Annotated in this window: 5 protein-coding genes; 4 read left to right on the top strand and 1 reads right to left on the bottom strand. The window is 72.1% G+C overall.

Features of this window, described 5'->3' with window-relative positions; genetic code table 11:
* The 4 genes from ACYVE9_RS18410 to ACYVE9_RS18395 all read left to right on the top strand — a co-directional run.
* On the top strand, positions 1 to 360 hold a 360-nt coding region (locus tag ACYVE9_RS18410; RefSeq protein WP_461028978.1), incomplete at its 5' end, for a helix-turn-helix transcriptional regulator.
* 120 nt (positions 361 to 480) lie between these two features.
* On the top strand, positions 481 to 2,133 hold the full coding sequence (locus ACYVE9_RS18405) for a DNA repair helicase XPB (protein WP_461028977.1): 1,653 nt from the start codon (positions 481 to 483) through the stop codon (positions 2,131 to 2,133).
* A 58-nt stretch (positions 2,134 to 2,191) separates the two neighbouring features.
* Entirely contained in the window at positions 2,192 to 2,659 is a 468-nt protein-coding gene (locus ACYVE9_RS18400; protein WP_461028976.1) for a hypothetical protein, read from the top strand.
* A 267-nt stretch (positions 2,660 to 2,926) separates the two neighbouring features.
* Positions 2,927 to 3,334 (top strand): RidA family protein, encoded by a 408-nt coding sequence (locus ACYVE9_RS18395; RefSeq protein ID WP_461028975.1) that lies wholly within the window; start codon positions 2,927 to 2,929, stop codon positions 3,332 to 3,334.
* Between the two features lie 298 nt (positions 3,335 to 3,632).
* Here ACYVE9_RS18395 and ACYVE9_RS18390 read toward each other — a convergent pair.
* The coding region (locus tag ACYVE9_RS18390; RefSeq protein ID WP_461028974.1) for an ATP-binding domain-containing protein at positions 3,633 to 3,904 on the bottom strand (272 nt) is incomplete at its 5' end.

Genomic DNA, 3,904 nt, shown 5'->3' with positions numbered 1-3,904 from the left:
GTGCCCGACGGCCCGCCGAACCCCGACGACACCCTGCTGACGGTCGCCGTGCGCGCCATCCGCGCCGGGGACCTCGCCGCGGTCGCCCCCCACAAGCCGAAGGCCCCGCGCCGCGCCCCGGAGGGCGAGCTGCCCCGCACCACCTCGGCGGACACCCTCGCCACCATGCAGTCGGCCGTGCTGACCGGCCAACCGGTGTGGATCGGCTACGTCAACGCGGACGGCGCCGCCAGCCAGCGTGTCATCGCCCCGGTCCGCGTCGAGGGCGGCTTCGTCACCGGCTACGACCACACCGCCGACGAGGTCCGCACCTACCCCCTGCACCGCATCACCGGCGTGGCCGAACTCGCCGAAGGCTGAGGTGGGCCGCGTGTCTCTCTCCAGTTCACTCCTGGGAGGGACTCCGGGCCGCGATGCGGGACACTGGAGGACTGCCCCCGTCACCAGGACGGATCTCGTCAGGGCCGGATGGAGAACCGCGTGAACACAGGTCCGCTGATCGTGCAGAGCGACAAGACTCTGCTGCTCGAAGTCGACCACGAGCAGGCCGACGCCTGCCGGCGGGCGATCGCGCCGTTCGCCGAGCTGGAGCGGGCGCCTGAGCACATCCACACCTACCGGGTGACGCCGCTGGGGCTGTGGAACGCGCGGGCCGCCGGGCACGACGCGGAGCAGGTCGTGGACGCGCTGGTGGCGTTCTCCCGCTACCCGGTACCGCACGCCCTGCTGGTCGACATCGCCGAGACGATGGCCCGCTACGGGCGGCTGACGCTCAGCAAGCACCCCGCGCACGGGCTGGTGCTGACCAGCACGGACCGGCCGGTACTGGAGGAGGTGCTGCGGTCGAAGCGGGTGAAGCCGCTGGTCGGGGCACGCCTGGACCCGGACTCGGTGGTGGTGCACCCCTCGGAGCGCGGCCAGATCAAGCAGGTGCTGCTGAAGCTGGGCTGGCCCGCCGAGGACCTGGCCGGCTACGTGGACGGTGAGGCGCACGCCATCGAGCTGGACGAGCGCGAGTGGTCGCTGCGCCCCTACCAGCGGCAGGCCGTGGAGGGTTTCTGGCACGGCGGCTCGGGTGTCGTGGTGCTGCCCTGCGGCGCGGGCAAGACGCTGGTCGGCGCCGGCGCGATGGCCCAGGCGAAGGCGACGACGCTGATCCTGGTGACGAACACCGTCTCCGCCCGGCAGTGGAAGCACGAGCTGATCCGGCGGACCTCGCTCACCGAGGACGAGATCGGCGAGTACAGCGGCACCCGCAAGGAGATCCGCCCGATCACCATCGCCACCTACCAGGTGCTGACGACCCGGCGGAAGGGCGTCTACGCGCACCTGGAGCTGTTCGACTCGCGGGACTGGGGGCTGATCGTCTACGACGAGGTGCACCTGCTGCCGGCCCCGGTGTTCAAGTTCACCGCCGACCTCCAGGCCAGGCGCCGTCTGGGGCTGACCGCGACGCTCGTCCGCGAGGACGGCCGCGAGTCGGACGTGTTCTCGCTGATCGGCCCGAAGCGTTTCGACGCGCCCTGGAAGGAGATCGAGGCCCAGGGCTACATCGCGCCGGCGGACTGCGTGGAGGTGCGGGTCAGCCTCACCGAGTCGGAGCGCCTGGCCTACGCCACCGCCGAGACGGAGGAGAAGTACCGCTTCTGTGCGACCACCGACTCCAAGCAGCGGGTGACGGAGGCCCTCGTCCGCCGGCACGCCGGGGAACAGACCCTGGTCATCGGCCAGTACATCGACCAGCTGGACGAGCTGGGCGAGCGGCTGGACGCGCCCGTCATCAAGGGTGACACCAGCAACGCCCAGCGGGAGAAGCTCTTCGAGGCGTTCCGCCAGGGTGAGCTGTCGGTGCTGGTCGTGTCGAAGGTGGCGAACTTCTCCATCGACCTGCCGGAGGCGACCGTCGCCATCCAGGTGTCCGGCACATTCGGCTCGCGGCAGGAGGAGGCGCAGCGGCTCGGCCGGGTACTGCGGCCGAAGGCGGACGGGCACGAGGCCCGGTTCTACTCGGTGGTCGCCCGCGACACCGTCGACCAGGACTTCGCCGCCCACCGGCAGCGCTTCCTCGCCGAGCAGGGCTACGCCTACCGCATCGTCGACAGCGGTGAGCTGCTGGCCGACGAGGGCAGCTGAGGGGACGACGTTCCGAAGAACCCGGCGCGGGCGGCGCCCTTCGTGATCAGCTGGAGCCGTGGAAGCCCTGTGGACGAGTGTGGTGGCGGTGGGAGGCACCCTCATGGGTGCCGTGGTCACGCACGTCTTCCAGCGCCTCGCGGCCAGACGCAGTGAGCAGTTCGCCCGCTCCGAGGCGCTTCGGCAGGAACGCATCGCCACGTACAGCACCTTCGCCGCGGCGGTGGAGGACTACCGCCACGGCCAGGCGGCCCGCTGGTACGCCAGGCAGCAGGACCCGCACGGGGACGCCTTCGTCGCGGCGCGCGACGAGGCGCACCGCCTGCGCACGGCGACCCGGCAGGTGCTCTACCGGGTCAAGCTGCTCACCGACGAGCGGGAGGTGGTTCTCGCGGCCGAACAGGCCTATCGGTGCACGCGGGACGTCTCGACCGCTCAGGACCGCGCGGAGCATGACGCGCTGGACGGGGAGGCGAGGGACGCGATCGACACCTTCGTGTCCCGCGCCTCGCCACTGACCCGTTGAGCCGGCGGACCCGCTGAGCCGCTGCCTCACCGGCCCACTGCCCCGCCGGGCTGCTGCCGCCGGCGAGTCCGCACGAGTCAGGTCTGCTTCGTCGGGCGGGCCCGTGAACTGCTTGGTCACCAGAAGGTTCCCCGGTCACCAGAAAGTGCGTTCTTCCATGTCAGCGGCCACTCTCCTACGGTTCCTGAGTAACCACGAGAGACCGGGAACGTCCTGGTCGGTGGAGGACGTGGGCCCCTGAGCCCACCTGACGAGGAGGCGCACAACATGGCCATCACCCTGGTGAACCCCGACGGACTGCCGAAGATCGACGCGTACCGGCAGGTGGCGGTCGCGACCGGTTCGAGGCTGGTCTTCGTCGCCGGCCAGGTCGCCTGGGACGCCGAGGGGCAGACGGTCGGCGAGGGTGACCTCGCCTCGCAGGTCGAGCGGTGCTATCTCAACGTCGGCACCGCCCTGGCCGGGGTCGGCGCCTCCTTCGACGACGTGGTGAAGCTGACCGTGCACGTCGTCGACTGGACGCCCGACAAGATGCCGCTGTTCATGGCGGGCGCCGCCCGGGCGGCAGCGAAGCTCGGGGTCACGCCGGTGCCGCCGGCCACGCTGTTGGGCGTGGCGGCGCTGGACGTGCCCGAGCACCTGGTGGAGATCGAGGCCACCGCGGTCCTCGACTGAGCGGCGGGCCCGGCGGATCGACGCCGTCCTCCCCCACCCCGACGACCCACACCGCTACTGGGTCTTCTCCGGCGACCAGTACCTCCCCATCCACACCGCAGCCGACCGCACCGGCAAAGGACGCCTCCACCCACCACGCCCCCTCACCGAATGGCCACCCTTCAACGGCGAAGCCGAACGGTAACGGCCAGTGGGGGCGGCTCCCGTCCCCGGCGGCGGAGGCCGGGAGCCGCGCCCGCTGTCAGGACCTGCGCCTACCGACGGCCCGGCCCGCCCGTGAGTCCGCCCGGGGGTGGTGTCAGCCGGCCAGGTGGGGCGGGAGCGGGGCGGCGTGGACGACCACCAGGCCGGAGACGGCCCGGGTGAGGGCGACGTACAGCCGTCGCAGGCCGGTGCGCTCGTCGGGTTCGCCGGCGACGACGGCGGCCGGCTCGTCGAGCACCACGTAGTCGTACTCCAGGCCCTTGGCGAGCGTCGCGGGCACCAGGGTCAGGCGGGCCGCGGCGGTGGTCTCGGTGCCGGGTTCCAGGTGGGCGAGCCCGGCCTCGTCGAGGGCCGCGGCGAGCTGCG

The sequence above is a fragment of the Streptomyces sparsus genome (assembly GCF_054776295.1).
This window is presented reverse-complemented; position numbering and strand designations above follow the sequence as displayed.